The sequence below is a fragment of the Streptomyces diversicolor genome, from assembly GCF_057537855.1.
This window is the reverse complement of record NZ_BAAJXA010000034.1, coordinates 90243-104488: the sequence shown is the minus strand read 5'-3', so window position 1 is coordinate 104488 and position 14246 is coordinate 90243. Positions and strand designations below refer to the sequence as shown.

The following is a 14246-nucleotide window of genomic DNA, read 5'->3' as shown; positions in this document are numbered from 1 at the left end:
TCTCAGTCGTGGTCTCGTCCGCTGTTGACTCCGAGGTGATCGGGTCACGTCCGTTAACGTCCGGCAGGCCGTCTGACCAGGGATGTAAGCAGCACGGCGAACGACGATGGACACCCCCGGACCAAGATCGGACAACTCGTAATACGTAGGCCAGGGGTTCGACTCCCTTAAGTGGCTCATCCAATGAAGGGCCTAGGTCGTGTCCGTGACCTGGGCCTTTCCGCCTCACCTGACCCTGCGGCGATGGTGGGTGGGTTCTCCCACAGGCAGGCAGAGTCGAAAGTCGTCTCCGTGGATGCTCAGGCTGTACTAGGTCGCAGGGGACTCGGGGACGCGCCAGGTGATCTGGAACCGCTCAGCCGTCGGCAGGCCAGGGCGGCCGACGGTCCTGACCTCCTTGATGAGGTATCCGAACACCATCTGATGCGCCTCCTCCGAGACGTCATCCCAGGTGTCCGGGGTCACGGTCATGACCTCTCGCATCAGGGTGATGTCCGACTCGGCCCGCAGCATCTCCGCCCGGTCTTCTCTGCTCATCGCCTCGTCGGCGCGCATCGCACGGATCGATTCTTGGAGAAGGTTAGGCTCGGATCGCAGCCGTCGGAGGATCTCCTGGCAGCCGTACCGGAATACCTCGTATGCCTCCGCTGTCTCGAAACCAGGGTCCTTATAGCCGTAGGGCGCGCCGCTCTCGGCTCCTACGTAGTCGCCCTTCAGCGTGCGTAGCAGGGCACGCAGGGCGAACTCCGCGCCGTGCTCCTCGATGAGCCGCACGCCCGCGCGGACCCAGTCGTCCTCCGCCATCAAGGGCTCATGTGGGGCCGTGAGCGAGGGATGGATCTCGATTGCGTTGAAGGGATTGATCAGGATGCCGACGACCTGTTCGGGGGTCCACCGTCCGTCCCCGCCTCCCCAACCGCTGAGGGCGAATTCCTGTGGCGACTTCAGTGCGCCCGAGTCGCCGTCACGCGCAGCACGCCATAGTGGCAAGAACCGGGCCACCTCGGACTGCGGGTTCCGGGGCGGGCTGCACTGTTCGGCCAACACCGCGACGATCGAGTGAACCGTCTCCCAGCGTGGCACGCGCTTCCCCTTGAGAGCGGACCGAATGCCTTCGTGGCTGACGGGCGTCGGGAGGTTTTCCTGGCCGTCGATGAGTGCGCTCACCCGTCGTGTGCTCAGCCAGCCAGCCGCCCGGTGCAGCTCCTGGAGAGCCTGGACCAACTCCCGGTTCGCACTCGTCGGTTGGGGGGACGAAGTAACGCTCACCGGCTGCGGACCTGCCTTCAAAATGTGGTGTCAGATTTCGTCAACATCGTAGGAGTCGCAGGGCAGGGGCGTGTCAACTTTCGCCAAGTTTCCGGCCTCGACCGTCAGACAGTGACATGTGGTCCGTGGCGGCGAGGAGCATGAGAAACGGCGCCGATGGGGGTCGGCGCTTTCTTCCGAGGAGTTGCCCGCACATGCATATCCCTGCCTACGCCCGTGCCACGATCCGGGCCGCGCTGCCGACCGTCCCTACGTCGCGTCAGGTGGGTGGCCTGGACTGCTGCCTCTGCGATGAGCCCTTCGACGATCGCGTGCCCGTCCCGCTCAGCCCGACCGAGACATCCGGCCTGTTTGCGTGCCGTCCCTGTTTGACCCGTCTGGTGTCATGGGCCCGTCGGTTGCGCGATAGCGCACTCGCCCAGGACGCCGAGCAGACTCGGGCAGAAGCAGCCGTGTGGGCTGCAACATGCGAACGGTACCTGGCCGGTTTCGACAGCGTGCGTCGGGCTGCCGAGGCCGTCACTCGCCTCGCTATGGAAGGGATCCTCGAACCGCTGCGGATCGCCTGGCTCCTCGTGTCACTAGAGTCGGCGTACACCTGGGCTACGGGCGACACTCCCGATCCGCCGGCCTCTGCGGATCCCATGGACACGACGTTGAGGGATGGCGAGTTCCGGCTCTACCTGGAGATGATCTCGGCGAGGGAGGCAGTGGCGGACCGTCTCGCCTATCACCTGATCAATGAGGCTATGCCTGCCGAACCGGAGTTGTGCGAGGAGTTCGAGTGCCCAGAGGGCTGCTCTGGTCGACATGACAGCTCGCACATCGACTGTGGACCGGACGCCATTTTCGAGGACTTGGCGGAGCATAAAGTCGTCGTGGAGCGCCCAGACCTCCGGTGCGACCCAGCCCGATAGAAGGTGAAGGCGCGCTATGAAGTGGGACGACGTGACACTGGTTATCCTCGCTGTGTTCGGCTGCGTCACGCTGTTGCTAACACAGGTCAGCGAGGTGCTGGCGAGACTGCCACAGATCATCCGCGCCTGGCGTCAGGTAAGGCAGGAATTGAATGGCGGTACCGACTCCGGCTCTGGAGACCACTCAGCGAGCGCCATTGCCCCAGGCATCAGCGCGGTCAGCTCGGGCGGTAGCGAAGGCCACGCATCCGGAGAGCCCGCAGAAGAGCGAAGCGAGGGCTGACCGAGTCACTGTCACCGCTGGTGGAATCCTCTTGAGTGAACGATCTCAGCAGACTTCCTCACCTGGCATGTACAACCTTTGTGCACCGACAATGGCCTCCACGCTTTCCTGGGACCATGGGTTACGCCGCCCGCTTCTGCGGGCCGGTGCGTGACCTGGCTGACTCATGGTCTCAGTCCCGGTCTCAGTTACTTCTACCTCCGGCGACGTCCGTGGTTATCCGCTGACGTGTGTCTCTACCTGTGACCTGCGGCGTTAGGTGGTCGGCAGACCTGGCCGGATTTACGCGGATCAAGTTCGGACAACTCGTAATGCGTAGGTCTCGGGTTCGAATCCCGAAAGCGGCTCTGGAAAAGGCCAGGTCACATTATACGTGACCTGGCCTTTTGGTTGATTCGAGACCTGTCGTGTCGCCTGGCTTGGCTGCCGGACGCCGTTTGCCTCCGCGAGGAACGCCCATCCTGTGATGTTCCGCGACAGGCGCATGTCGTCGTACCCCTGTGCCGACCGGTCATGAACGGGTCCCACAGTGGCACAGATGCCGGCCGGGCCGTCCGGTCAGGCAGGCCGAATGGCACCCTTCCTGCCCGGAGGCCGGGGGCGGGTGGACTCGTGGGGGAAATCGGGGTCAAAGGCGGAGCAAAAGGGCTGGAAAGTGAAGTGGAGTCTGGGGTAACGGCGGATCTGAGGGAACATCTTGGTGAACGGTGGGCGCCGCGCGGCCGGGCGTGGCTGCCGCCGACGGTCGGATGGGGTGAGGGACGTGGTGCAGCCGAGGATCGCCGTCGCCGTGGTGACCATGGGCAACCGGCCCGCCGAGGTCGACGCCCTGCTGGAGTCCGTGGCCAAGCAGGACCTCGCCCCCGCCCGGATCGTGATCGTCGGAAACGGCTGCCGGCTGCCCGAGTTCGCCCGGCGGCTTTCGCTGCCCGGCGAGGTCACCGCCATCGACGTGGAGGAGAACCTCGGCTGTCCCGGTGGCCGGAACGTCGCCCTCGCCCGGCTGCGGGAGTTCGGCGATGTCGACGTGGTCGTGGAACTGGACGACGACGGACTGCTCGTCGACGCCGACGTGCTGCGCCGGGTGCGCGATCTGTACGCCGCCGACCACCGGCTGGGCATCGTCGGCTTCCGTATCGCCGACGAGACGGGACAGACCCAGCAGCGGCACGTGCCCCGGGTCGGCAACTCCGATCCGCTGCGCGGCGGTTACGTCACCGGCTTCCTCGGCGGCGGACATGCGCTGAGCATGGCCATGCTGGAGGAGACCGGGGACTGGCCCGCGGAGTTTTTCTTCGCGCACGAGGAGACGGACCTCGCGTGGCGGGCCGCGGACGCGGGCTGGAAGATCCTCTACGCGCCCGAACTGCTGCTGCGGCACCCCAGGACCTCGCCGGCCCGGCACGCCATCTACTACCGGGTGACCGCCCGCAACCGGGTCTGGCTGGTCCGGCGCCGGCTGCCGCTCGCCCTGATCCCGGTGCACCTCGGGGTGTGGGCGCTCCTCACGCTCGTCCGCACCCGGTCGGCGGGCGGACTGCGGGCATGGTGGGGCGGCTTCGTGGAGGGCCTGCGGGAGCCGGCCGGCGAGCGCTGCCCCATGCGGTGGCGGACGGTATGGCACCTGACCCGCCTCGGCCGCCCGCCCGTCATCTGATACGACCCCCGGTCACCGCGCGTCCGCAACGTCATCGGCCCCGGCCCGCCCGCCCTGCCAGCCGACCTGGACCTGACCGCCGGCCCCGTCAGCCGACCTGGTCCCGGCCGCCCACCCGTCGCCTCACCTCATATGGCCTCGGTCGCGCCGTGTCTGACACCGAATCAGTCGTCCCTCGCCCGCGTGGCTCCGGTCGAGCCGCGCCGGCCACCCCGGCGAGGTTCGGTGGCCGCTCGACGGTCCCGGTGGGGGTGGTCACTTGGCGTCCGCGTAGCACTCCACCACGGCCGTCGTGAACGGAAACCGCACCGGTGTGTCGCCGAACGTCAGCCGCCCCGCCAGGTCCGCCGCCTGTGCGATCGCCGCGACGACGGCGTCGGCCTCCTCCTTCGGGCAGTGCACGATCACCTCGTCATGCTGGAAGAACACCAGTTCGGCCGCCATGGACGCGCAGGTCCTGCGCAGCGCCGCGAGCAGCAGCAGGGCCCAGTCGGCCGCGCTGCCCTGGACGACGAAGTTACGGGCGAAGCGGCCTCGGGCGCGGGCGTTGGTCGAGGCGTACCCCGGCTGCCAGCCCTCGGCGGGCGGCTCGACCGGCTCCTCCTGGGGAAGGCCGGCCTCCTCGGCGGCACCGGCCCCGGCAGCCGGTGGGCAGGTCCGTCCCAGCCAGGTCCGCACCAGCCGGCCTTCCTCGCCGGCCCGGGCCGCCTCGTCCACGTACGCCACCGCCTGCGGGAAGCGGCGTCTGAGCGCGGCGAGGTTCTTCAGGCCGTCGCCGGAGGTCTGGCCGTAGACCGCGCCGAGCACAGCGAGCTTGGCCTGGGCGCGGTCGCCGGAGAAGGCGTGGTCGGAGACCGACTGGTACAGGTCGGTCGGGCGGCCGGCCACCTCCATCAGACCGGGGTCGCGGGAGATCGCCGCGAGCACGCGCGGTTCCATCTGGTCGGCGTCGGCCACGACGAGCCGCCAGCCGGGTTCGGCGACCACCGCCCGCCGGATCACCTTGGGGATCTGCAGCGCGCCCCCGCCGTTGGTCACCCAGCGCCCGGTGACCGTCCCGCCGGCCAGGAACTCCGGCCGGAACCGGCCCTCCCGCACCCAGTCCTGCAACCACGTCCACCCGTGCGCCACCCAGACGCGGTACAGCTTCTTGTACTCCAGCAGCGGTCCGACCGCCGGATGGTCGACGGACTCGATCTCCCAGCGGCGGGTGGACTTCACCTTGATCCCGGCCTGCGCGAACGCCTTGATGACATCCGCCGGCAGATCGGGCCGCACCCGTCGGCCGAACGCCGCCGACACCTCGTCGGCCAGCTCGGCCAGCCGGCGCGGTTCGCCCCCGCCCGCGTACCGCTCGCCGAGCAGGCCGTCCAGCACCTCGCGGTGCACGTCCGCGCTCCAGGGCAGGCCCGCGCGGTTCATCTCGGCGGCCACCAGCATGCCCGCCGACTCGGCCGCCGTCAGCAGCCGCATCCGGTCGGGATGGGCCGCCCTGGCGTGCCGCCGCTGCTGCTCGGCGTAGACCGCGATCAGGTCGTCGAGCGGCAGACGGGTGCCCTGCGGCTCGAACAGCGGTGACTGCGCGCCGGGTTCGGCCGGGCGCAGCGGCGGATCGGGCGGTACGGGGCCGCCGCGCAGCCGGGCCAGGGCGGCGGCGGCCGAGCGTGGCTCGCCGTACCGCCCCTCGTGGCCCAGCAGGAGTGTCTCGGCGCCCTCGATGTCGTAGCACCTGTCCACTCGCACCCCCGTGGCAAGCAGACGCGGGTAGACCTCGGGGGTCGACCGCCACACCCAGCGCGTCACCTCAGGCCGGTCCCGTACCGCCCCGGCGAGATCGGGTTCCCGCCGCACCGGACCGGCGGGCAGCCCGTCCGGGCCGAGGGGTGCGACGTCCACGCCACCGTCCTCGGCCGGAGCGAGCGCCCAGCGGTCGGTCATGTCGGCGAGTGTGGCAGGCGGGTCTGACAATCCGCTCTGACCTGCGGTTTCAGTCCCTCAGCCGGGTGTCTTGTGCCTCAGTCGCTCTGTCGGTCCTCCTCCTTGTGACGCTGGACGATCTCCTCCAGCATCTCGGCGACGTACCGCTCCGTCGTCGGCTTGTCGATGCCGAGGCCGCTCAGCACGCCCTCGCCGTTCTCGTGCTCCAGCAGGGCCAGCAGGATGTGCTCGGTGCCGATGTAGTTGTGGCCGAGCCGCAGGGCCTCGCGGAAGGTGAGTTCCAGGACCTTCTTGGCGTCCGAGCCGTACGGGACCAGGTCCGGCGCGTCCTCGGTGGCCGGCGGCAGCGCCGCGGTGGCCGCCTCGCGGGCCGCCTCAAGCGACACGCCCTGCGCGGTGATCACCTTGGCGGCGATGGCCTCCGGCTCGGAGAGCAGCCCGAGGACGAGGTGCGCGGGCACGCCTTCGGCGTTGCCGGACTCCTTGGCCCTGGCGTGGGCGGCGATCACCACGTTCCGGGCGCGCGGGGTGTAGCGGCTGAACCCCTGGTTGGGGTCGAGGTCGATCGACTCCTTCGGTACGAAGCGCTTCTGGGCCGCTTGCCGGGTGACCCCCATGCTCTTGCCGATCTCGGTCCAGGACGCGCCCGAGCGCCGCGCCTGGTCCACGAAGTGCCCGATCAGATGGTCGGCCACGTCGCCCAGGTGATCGGCGGCGATCACCGCGTCCTGGAGCTGGTCGAGGGGTTCGGTGTGGACCTTCTTGATGGCGTCGATGAGGTCGTCGAGACGGATGGTCCCGCCGACTCCGCGATTGGTCGTCATGTGTCAACCTTAGGTTGACAGTCCACGGGGTGTCAACCCGAAGTTGACACCCTGATGGGGTCCCGCATGAGAGTCGCCGCGAGCAGCCCCGCCGGCCCCGCCGGCACCGTTCCGCCGACGATGCGACGCGCCCGAGGCGTGGCCGCGCGCTCCGGCGGAGGGGAGCGAGAATCGCGGACCGGGCAGCCGGCACCGGCGGGTCGGGTCCGCGCCCACGTCAGCGCGTAGGGTGCGTCCGCACCGGGGCTCAAAGCCCGCTCCGCGCCAGCGCGTAGGGTCCGTCCGCGCCGGCGCCAGGGTCCGCACCCGGGCCCAGGGCCCCTGCCCCCACCGGGGCTCAGGGCCCACGGCCCCCACCCGCGCCCAGGCTCCGCGCCCGGAGTGGCATCCAGCCCCGCCGGACCGTCGCCCGGGGCGGGAGTTTTCCACAGGGTGTGGACAGTGCGGGTGGCTGTCGGTGGTGCGTGGCACGATCGACGGGTGAGCAGCAGTACGACCAGCACCGTCGAGCGGGCCTTCCGGGCCGCTCTCTACGACGACACCGATTCCGGCCTCGACACGGGCGCGTCCCTCCTCGCGGCCGACCTCACCGCGGACGCCGAACTCGCCCGGCGCGGCGAGGAGTTCGTGGCGGCGTCCTGGCGGCGCGGCTGGCAGCCCGCCGACGTCGTCCGGATGGTGCGGCGCGAGCTGGAGGAGATACATGTCGGGCTGGCTGCGACGCTGATCCGCGCGCAGGCGGCGGCCGACGGACCCCGTGGCCCGCGCTGGGCGGCGCAGCTCGCCGGCCTTCCGGCCGCTCCCGCACGCGGGACGGACCGCTTCTCGCACGCGGTCGCCGTCCTGGAGCTGTACCGGCTGCTGCTGCGGCTGCCCGCCCTGGAGGCGCCGGTGGATCCCCCGAGCGCCCGGCCGGGCCCGGACGGGCAGGCGCCGGACCAGGGGCGTCCGGCCGCCCGCATGCTCGGCCGGATCCGTGCGCTGCTCGCCAAGGCGGAGGCGACCGGGTTTCCGGAGGAGGCGGAGGCGCTGAGCGCCAAGGCGCAGGAGCTGATGGCCCGGCACAGCATCGATGAGGCGCTGCTGGCCGCCGAGGCGCCCGCTCCGGACGCGCCCGGCGCCTGGCGGATCGGGGTCGAGCCACCGTACGAGCAGGCCAAGGCGGTGCTGCTGGACGCGGTCGCCACCGCGAACCACTGCCGCGCGGTGTGGCACGAGCCGTTCGGCTTCTCCACGGTCGTCGGATTCGCGGCGGACCTGGAGGCGGTCGAACTGCTCTACACCTCGCTGCTGGTGCAGGCCACGCACGCGATGACGAAGGCGGAGGCGACGCAGCGGGCGGGCGGACGCAAGCGGACCAAGACCTTCCGGCAGTCGTTCCTCGCGGCCTACGCCCACCGCGTCGGCGACCGCCTCACGGCCGCCGCCGAGACCCAGGCCGGCCCCGAACTGCTTCCGGTCCTGGCCACCCGGGAGGTCGCGGTGAGCGAACACATGGAGCGCATGTTCCCGCACACGACCTCGACCCGCCTGCGTGGGGTCGGTGACGCGGCGGGCTGGGCGGAAGGCGCCCGTGCGGCGGACCGGGCTCGGGTCGCGCGTCGTCGTGCGGTGGAGTGAGCGTGGGCTCGGGGGCGGGGTGTGTTCGGGGTTCGGTTGCCGGATTGCTGGGGGCGTCTCGTTCCGTGCGGGTGGGGCCGGAGACGCGGTCGGTTGGGCGGAAGGCGCCAGCGTGCGGCGCCCCTGTGCGGCGCTCCCGTGCGGCGCCCCCGTGTGGCGCCCCCGTGCGGTGGGCCCGGCTCGGTGGGCCCGGCTCGGCGCGCGCCTCTCCGTGGGGCGGAGTGAGCGTGGGTCCGAGGCGCGGGGGTGCGCGGGGCTCAGTCGCCCGACTGCTGGAAGGCGCTCACGGAGGCGTCCGGGGTGTCCTGGCCGGCCTTGCCCGCGACGGGGCCGTACGTCCATGGGAAGCTCTTGACGTCCTTGGAGCCGGGCAGGCTGATCTCCACCGTCTTCGCCGCCACACTGGCCCCGTCGCCCGCCGCACCGCGCACATAGCTGATCGTGAAGGACGCGGAGTCGCCCTTGGCGAGCTTCAGCTTCTGCGCCTTCGCGTCCTTCAGGGCGGCGACGGTGACTCGGGTGCCGCCGGCGTCCAGCGCGACGCCGGCGAAGTCGTCCAGGGTGCACGGCGCGCTCTGGTTGGTGATGCTGACGGGCACCTCACCCGTGTCACCGGCGGCCGGGGCCACGCTCGCCGACCCGATCTGCACGGAGACGCCGCCGACGGCGCAGGCCGCGCCGCCCTTGCCGTTCGTGCCGCCGTCGTTGTCGCAGGCGGTCAGGGCGAGGGCGGTGGCGAGGACGGTGACGGTGAGCGGAATGGCGCGCATGTGTGAGGTCCCTGTCGAGGTCGTGACGGTGTACCCAGCATCATCACGCCTGGCGCCCGCACCGGATCGCGCGCCCCCTCTTCCTCCGGGTCAGGAACCGAGTTTCCTCCGGGAGAGGGACCGAGTTTCCTCCGGGTCAGGGACCGAGACGCCTCCGGGTCAGGAACCGAGGTTCGCCGTGGGCAGCCCCGTCGGCAGCTTGCCGCCCTCGGCCTTGGCGTAGGTCTCCTGGCCCAGCTTGCCGGACCAGGTCACCTTCAGGGTGTCCCCGTCCACGGAGTCGACCATTCCGGACTTCCGGTCGGCGCTGCCGTCCGTGCAGGTCAGATGGATCATCTGCATGCCCGACTCCTGGCCGGCGGTCCCGCTGCACACGGCGCCGCCCGTCGCGAAGAGCCCGGCCCGCTCGCCGGTGATCACCAGGGCCACGGCCTTGCCGCCGGACGTGGTGAGCCAACTGCCCTGCAGGGCGCCGGACGACGCCGTGGCACCGCCGGTGTCCGAGGTGCCCGAGGAGGATGAGGGGGACGAGGGGGCGGCGGACGCGCTCGGACGCGGTGAGGCGTCGTCCTTGGAGTCGCCGCCACCGCACGCGGTCAGCGCGAGCACGCCCGTCAGCCCCGCGGCCGTGGCCGCGATCCGCACCGTCCTAGTCGCCGAAGTCACTGGAAGCTCCCAAGCTGTAGCCGGCCTGCCGAACGCCCGCAGCAAGCTACCAGGACTCACCAGGGGGACCACGGCGCCGAGTTGTCAGCGCGGCGAGTTGCCAGGAGCCACCGGAGGGGCCACCGCGGCGAGTTGTCGGGGCTTGCCAAGGGGGCCACCGCGGCAAGTTGTCGGGACTCACCGGGCGGACCACCGCGGCGAGTTGCCGGGGCTTACCAAGGGGACCACCGCGGCGAGTTGTCAGCACTCACCGGGCGGGCCACCGCAGCAAGTCGCCGGTACTCACCAGGGGGACCACCGCGGCAAGTCGCCGGTACTCACCAGGAGGATTTCCGTACGCCCGGCAGGTGTCCGCGGTGGGCCAGTTCGCGCAGGCTGATCCGGGACAGGCCGAAGGCGCGGAGGCAGCCGCGCGGACGGCCGTCCACCTGGTCGCGGTTGCGTACGCGCGTGGCGCCGGCGTCGCGCGGCTGCCCGCGCAGTTCCCGCTGCGCGGCGAGCCGCTGCTCCTCGGTGGAGGACGGCCGCTGGATGATCTCCTTCAGCTCGGCGCGACGGGCGGCGTACCGGGCGACGGTCCGCTGCCGTTCCCCGTTCTTCGCGATCTTGCTCTTCTTCGCCATGGCGTTCTCCCGTCCCCCTCAGACCTTCACTCCGCGCGCGCGGATGCGTGCCACGGCCGCCTCGACACCGATCGCGTCGACCGTCCTGATCGCCTTGGTGCTCAGCCGCAGCCGCACGTAGCGGCCCTCGCTGGGCAGCCAGTAGCGCTTGGTCTGGATGTTGGGGTCGAAGCGGCGGGACGTGCGCTGGTGGGAGTGGGAGATGCGGTTGCCGAAGCCGGGCTGTGCGCCGGTCAGTACGCAGTGGGCGGACATGGGTGACGTACCTCTCCTCGCTGACCGCTGTTAATGGAATTCATTTTCAGTAACATAGCGGCATGGCTCGCAACGAACTCCGTCCGGTCATCAAGCTCCGGTCCACCGCCGGGACCGGCTACACCTACGTGACCCGCAAGAACCGCCGCAACGACCCGGACCGCATGACCCTGCGTAAGTACGACCCGGTGGTCGGCCGGCACGTCGACTTCCGAGAGGAGCGCTGAACCCCCGCCATGCGCAAGGACATCCACCCGCCCTACGGTCCCGTGGTCTTCCGGGACCGGGCCGCGAACCACGCCTTCCTCACCCGGTCGACCATGACCAGCGAGAAGACCATCGAGTGGGAGGACGGCAACACCTACCCGGTGGTGGACGTCGAGATCTCGAACGTCAGCCACCCCTTCTACACCGGCACCGCGCGCGTCCTGGACACCGCGGGGCGCGTCGAGCGCTTCGAGCGGCGGTACGGGAAGCGGGGCGGAGCGTGAGCCTGTCGGTCGTGATCGTCGGCGGGCTGCACGCGGACGCCCGCAGGACGGCCGTGGCGCGGCTCCTCGCCGACGTGCCCGGCAGCGTCGTACTCCACCACGACCTGGAGACGGCCCCGGCCGGCACGGTGGAGCGCACGGTCCGCGACGCCGGCGGGCTGCTGGCCGTCGGCGAGGCGCCCCTCGTCAACGACTGCGCGTGCTGCGCGCTGCGCGAGGACCTGGTGCCCGAGCTGCGCCGGCTCGCACGGGACGGGCGGACCCGGCTCGCGGTCGTCGAACTGTGGGACTCGGTCGAGCCCAAGGCGATGGCGGAGGTGGTCACCGCGGGCGGGCTCACCGTCACCGGCGTGATCACCGCCGTCGACCCGGCCCTGGTGCTGCCGTATCTCGGCAACGGCGACGATCTCGCCGAGCGCGGGCTCGCGGCGGCGGCCACCGACCAGCGCACGGTCGCCGACACCTTCGCCCGGCAGTTGGAGTACGCGCCCGTGCTCGCCGTGGTCGATTCCCCCGAGGCCGACGACGAGGACCGCGAACTGCTCTCCCAGCTCCACCCGACGGCCCGCCAGGTCCCGATCGCGGACAGCGGGTCGTCGGGCGCTGCCGCCGAGCACCCGGCCGGGCAGGTCCACACCGGCGCAGTCCGCGCACCGCGGGACCAGGGTGGCCCGGAGGGCCAGGAGACGGACGGGGCGACCGCGGCGGGTCCGGCGGGCGGCCGTCCGCTGTCGGCGCTCGCGCGCGCCGCCCTCGCCGGATTCGACGTGGAGGCCGCCGCGGCGGCCCAGCACCCGGCCTGTGCCCTGCTGCCCGCGGAGGCCGACGCGCACGGTGTCGCCACCTTCGTCTGGCGCCGGCACCGGCCGTTCCACCCGGAGCGGCTGTACGCGGCGCTGGAGGACGTGACCTGCGCCGCCGCCCGCAGCCGTGGGCGGTTCTGGCTCGCCGACCGTCCCGACACGCTGCTGCACTGGGACGCGGCGGGCGGGGCCCTGTGCGTGGAGAGCGCGGGCCCGTGGCTGGCCGCGCTCCCGGACGCCGCCTGGGACATGATCCCGCCGGTGCGCCGTGCCGCCGCCGCGCTCGACTGGCACCCGGAGCACGGCGACCGCTGCCAGCACCTCGTCTTCACCTCCCCCGGACTCGACCGCGACGGACTGGCGCGGCTGCTGGAGTCCTGCCTGCTGACCGACGCCGAGTACGCCGCGGGGCGCGACGCCTGGAAGCGGCTGCCGCCCGCCTTCGACTCCCTCCTGGAGGTCTGAACCGCCGTGCCCCGCAAGAGTGAGCGCAAGCCCGCCAAGAACCGGCCCAACCCGTTGGAACAGGCCGGGATCAAGTACATCGACTACAAGGACACCGATCTGCTGCGGAGGTTCATCTCGGACCGCGGCAAGATCCGCAGTCGGCGCGTCACGCACGTCACCGCGCAGCAGCAGCGGCTCCTGGCCCGTGCGATCAAGAACGCCCGGGAGATGGCCCTGCTGCCCTACTCGGGCCGCTGAGAATGCCCAGGGCGTTGTGAGACGCCCCACATAGACAGGTAGGAGATTTCCTACGTTTGACGCGTAGGGAATCTCCTACTTATGGTCGGGCGCATGACCATCACACATGCCTCGTTCGTCACGCTCCCCGTCACCGATCAGGACCGTGCCCTGCGCTTCTACACCGAGGTGCTCGGCTTCCGGGTCACCGCCGACCTCGACCTGCCCCAGGGTCGATGGCTCCAGGTCGCCCCCGAAGGCGCACAGACCGTCTTCACGCTCGCCGGACCGGGAATGGGCGATTTCGAACCCGGTGCGAGCCGGGGGATCATGTTGGTGACGACCGATGTCGACGCCGACTGCGCGCGGCTCGCCGAGGCGGGCACCCCCGTGCACGGCCCGGACGAGTTCCCGTGGGGCCGGATGGCCTCCTTCCGGGACCCGGACGGCAACGGTCTGATGCTGCTCACGCAGGCTCGGCACCAGGCGGAAAGGAACGCATGACGACGACCGGGGCCCGCGAGGACGCCGAGGACCGCGTCTTCGCCGCGCTCGCCAACGCCACCCGGCGCGAGGTGCTGCGGCTCCTGCGCGACGGCGGGCCGCAGCCCGTCCAGGCCCTGGCCGATCACTTCGCGATGCGGCGCCCCAGCCTCTCGGAGCACCTCAAGGTGCTCCGGGCGGCCGGCCTCGTCTCCGAGCAGCGCTCCGGCCGGCAGCGCATCTACCGCCTGGAGGCGGCCCCGCTCGCCGAGTTGCAGGACTGGCTCCATCCGTACGAGCGGTTCTGGCGCGACCGTCTGAAAGGGCTCGGCGAACTGCTCGACCGCATGCCCGACGATGACCGCCCATGAGCACCCGTCCCCCGGAAGGCGACGCAGGCGAGGCCGGCGACCTCACCACCGTCCGCGTCGACCAGTTCCTCCCGCACCCGCCCGCCAAGGTCTGGCGTGCCCTCACCGAGCCCGATCTGCTCGCGCAGTGGCAGATGCCCGGCGCGGAGCAGTTCCGGCTCAAGGTCGGCCACCGGTACCGGATGACCTCGGTCCCGCGTCCCAACGCCCGCTTCTCCGGCGTCGTCGACGTGCAGGTTCTCGCCTACGACGTCGAACGGATGCTGTCCGTCCGGTGGGCGGACGCCGATCCGGCCAATCCCGCGGACTGGACCATCACCTGGACACTGGAACAGGAAGGGCGCGGCACGCGTCTGTTCCTAGTGCACGAGGGATTCGACCCGGACGACCCGGCACAGATGATGGCGCGGAAGATCATGGACGGGGGTTGGCGTACGCATGTCATGCCAAGCCTGGGGCAGACGCTTGAAGGGCTTCGGTAAAAGGGTCGTCAAAGCTGTAACCGGAGGAACACCCGGCGTGCACGTGCATCTGCCCATGCATCTGCACATGAACAGGGTTATGATCCCGATCAGTTGACCACTGCATCAAT

The 14246-nt window shown here is 70.9% G+C and carries 18 protein-coding genes; 11 read left to right on the top strand and 7 right to left on the bottom strand.

Annotated features, from left to right (window positions below; all coding sequences use genetic code 11):
• Positions 1-309: 309 nt before the first annotated feature.
• Positions 310-1167: a hypothetical protein gene (locus tag AC27LF_RS32850; protein ID WP_479660016.1), complete on the bottom strand. Its 858-nt coding sequence runs from the start codon at positions 1165-1167 to the stop codon at positions 310-312.
• A gap of 635 nt (positions 1168-1802) precedes the next feature.
• Here AC27LF_RS32850 and AC27LF_RS32845 point away from each other — a divergent pair.
• The 3 genes from AC27LF_RS32845 (at position 1803) to AC27LF_RS32835 (ending at position 4126) form a co-directional block, all read left to right on the top strand.
• A complete protein-coding gene (locus AC27LF_RS32845) occupies positions 1803-2186 on the top strand; it encodes a hypothetical protein (protein ID WP_479660015.1) in 384 nt (127 codons plus the stop codon).
• A gap of 16 nt (positions 2187-2202) precedes the next feature.
• On the top strand, positions 2203-2469 hold the full coding sequence (locus tag AC27LF_RS32840; protein WP_479660014.1) for a hypothetical protein: 267 nt from the start codon (positions 2203-2205) through the stop codon (positions 2467-2469).
• A gap of 763 nt (positions 2470-3232) precedes the next feature.
• The gene (locus tag AC27LF_RS32835; RefSeq protein ID WP_479660013.1) at positions 3233-4126 is read left to right on the top strand and encodes a glycosyltransferase family 2 protein; all 894 of its coding nucleotides are present in this window, start codon (positions 3233-3235) and stop codon (positions 4124-4126) included.
• 255 nt (positions 4127-4381) lie between these two features.
• On the opposite strand, the gene AC27LF_RS32830 is transcribed toward AC27LF_RS32835, so the two are convergent.
• Both AC27LF_RS32830 and AC27LF_RS32825 read right to left on the bottom strand, forming a co-directional pair.
• Positions 4382-6064, bottom strand: coding sequence for a bifunctional 3'-5' exonuclease/DNA polymerase (locus AC27LF_RS32830; protein ID WP_479660012.1), 1683 nt, complete (start codon positions 6062-6064; stop codon positions 4382-4384).
• Between the two features lie 77 nt (positions 6065-6141).
• Complete coding sequence (locus AC27LF_RS32825) at positions 6142-6681, bottom strand: Clp protease N-terminal domain-containing protein (protein WP_479660020.1); 540 nt, start codon at positions 6679-6681, stop codon at positions 6142-6144.
• A gap of 687 nt (positions 6682-7368) precedes the next feature.
• On the opposite strand from AC27LF_RS32825, the gene AC27LF_RS32820 reads away from it, so the two are divergent.
• The gene (locus AC27LF_RS32820; RefSeq protein ID WP_479660011.1) at positions 7369-8508 is read left to right on the top strand and encodes a DUF2786 domain-containing protein; all 1140 of its coding nucleotides are present in this window, start codon (positions 7369-7371) and stop codon (positions 8506-8508) included.
• Between the two features lie 257 nt (positions 8509-8765).
• Here AC27LF_RS32820 and AC27LF_RS32815 read toward each other — a convergent pair whose 3' ends face one another.
• The 4 genes from AC27LF_RS32815 to rpmB all read right to left on the bottom strand — a co-directional run bounded on the left by AC27LF_RS32815 (position 8766) and on the right by rpmB (position 10822).
• The gene (locus AC27LF_RS32815) at positions 8766-9278 is read right to left on the bottom strand and encodes a DUF4232 domain-containing protein (RefSeq protein ID WP_479660010.1); all 513 of its coding nucleotides are present in this window, start codon (positions 9276-9278) and stop codon (positions 8766-8768) included.
• 159 nt (positions 9279-9437) lie between these two features.
• Positions 9438-9944 carry a hypothetical protein gene (locus AC27LF_RS32810; RefSeq protein ID WP_479660009.1) on the bottom strand — a complete coding sequence of 169 codons (507 nt, stop codon included), beginning with the start codon at positions 9942-9944 and terminating at the stop codon, positions 9438-9440.
• Positions 9945-10261: 317 nt separating this feature from the next.
• On the bottom strand, positions 10262-10567 hold the full coding sequence (gene rpsN / locus AC27LF_RS32805) for a 30S ribosomal protein S14 (protein ID WP_479660008.1): 306 nt from the start codon (positions 10565-10567) through the stop codon (positions 10262-10264).
• A gap of 18 nt (positions 10568-10585) precedes the next feature.
• The gene (gene rpmB / locus AC27LF_RS32800; RefSeq protein ID WP_479660007.1) at positions 10586-10822 is read right to left on the bottom strand and encodes a 50S ribosomal protein L28; all 237 of its coding nucleotides are present in this window, start codon (positions 10820-10822) and stop codon (positions 10586-10588) included.
• 62 nt (positions 10823-10884) lie between these two features.
• Here rpmB and rpmG point away from each other — a divergent pair, with 62 nt between their 5' ends.
• The 7 genes from rpmG (at position 10885) to AC27LF_RS32765 (ending at position 14136) form a co-directional block, all read left to right on the top strand.
• A complete protein-coding gene (gene rpmG / locus AC27LF_RS32795; RefSeq protein ID WP_003999141.1) occupies positions 10885-11049 on the top strand; it encodes a 50S ribosomal protein L33 in 165 nt (54 codons plus the stop codon).
• A 9-nt stretch (positions 11050-11058) separates the two neighbouring features.
• Positions 11059-11313, top strand: a complete 255-nt coding sequence (locus AC27LF_RS32790; RefSeq protein ID WP_479660006.1) for a type B 50S ribosomal protein L31 — start codon at positions 11059-11061, stop codon at positions 11311-11313.
• Entirely contained in the window at positions 11310-12581 is a 1272-nt protein-coding gene (locus tag AC27LF_RS32785; protein WP_479660005.1) for a CobW family GTP-binding protein, read from the top strand. Before AC27LF_RS32790 ends, AC27LF_RS32785 begins: the two co-directional genes overlap by 4 nt.
• 6 nt (positions 12582-12587) lie before the next feature.
• Positions 12588-12821 carry a 30S ribosomal protein S18 gene (gene rpsR / locus AC27LF_RS32780; RefSeq protein WP_479660004.1) on the top strand — a complete coding sequence of 78 codons (234 nt, stop codon included), beginning with the start codon at positions 12588-12590 and terminating at the stop codon, positions 12819-12821.
• A gap of 93 nt (positions 12822-12914) precedes the next feature.
• Complete coding sequence (locus AC27LF_RS32775; protein WP_479660003.1) at positions 12915-13304, top strand: VOC family protein; 390 nt, start codon at positions 12915-12917, stop codon at positions 13302-13304.
• Entirely contained in the window at positions 13301-13654 is a 354-nt protein-coding gene (locus AC27LF_RS32770) for an ArsR/SmtB family transcription factor (protein WP_479660002.1), read from the top strand. Before AC27LF_RS32775 ends, AC27LF_RS32770 begins: the two co-directional genes overlap by 4 nt.
• Positions 13651-14136, top strand: a complete 486-nt coding sequence (locus tag AC27LF_RS32765; RefSeq protein ID WP_479660001.1) for an SRPBCC family protein — start codon at positions 13651-13653, stop codon at positions 14134-14136. Before AC27LF_RS32770 ends, AC27LF_RS32765 begins: the two co-directional genes overlap by 4 nt.
• The last annotated feature ends 110 nt before the right edge of the window (positions 14137-14246 follow it).